Source organism: Zoogloea sp. LCSB751 (assembly GCF_002028455.1).
Taxonomy (GTDB): Bacteria; Pseudomonadota; Gammaproteobacteria; order Burkholderiales; family Rhodocyclaceae; genus Zoogloea.
The window spans coordinates 1-239 of the sequence record NZ_MWUM01000564.1 but is presented as its reverse complement, the minus strand read 5'-3'; the positions used below and the strand labels follow the sequence as shown (position 1 = coordinate 239).

Below are 239 nucleotides of genomic sequence, written 5' to 3'. Positions count from 1 at the left end.
CAAATTTATAGATATATTCACCTTGTGAATCATCACCCATATAGAACGCTAGCGGTTGGCCTTTAATAGCACGGCTTGCACGGCAGTCTTCATGTGCAAAGCGACCGAGAGCCGTACGTTTTACAGGGCGTTCTGTACCATTGAACGGATCAATTTCTACAATCCAGCCAAAAGTGTTGTCCGAATGGCGGAAGTCTTGTTGAGCAGTTCCATCCGTTGCTTTTACTAACCAACGTTCA

The 239-nt window shown here is 45.2% G+C and carries 1 protein-coding gene; it reads right to left on the bottom strand.

Features of this window, described 5'->3' with window-relative positions; genetic code table 11:
- Positions 1-239: alkaline phosphatase PhoX (locus B4920_RS27725; protein ID WP_139379770.1), on the bottom strand; the 239-nt coding region annotated here is incomplete at both ends.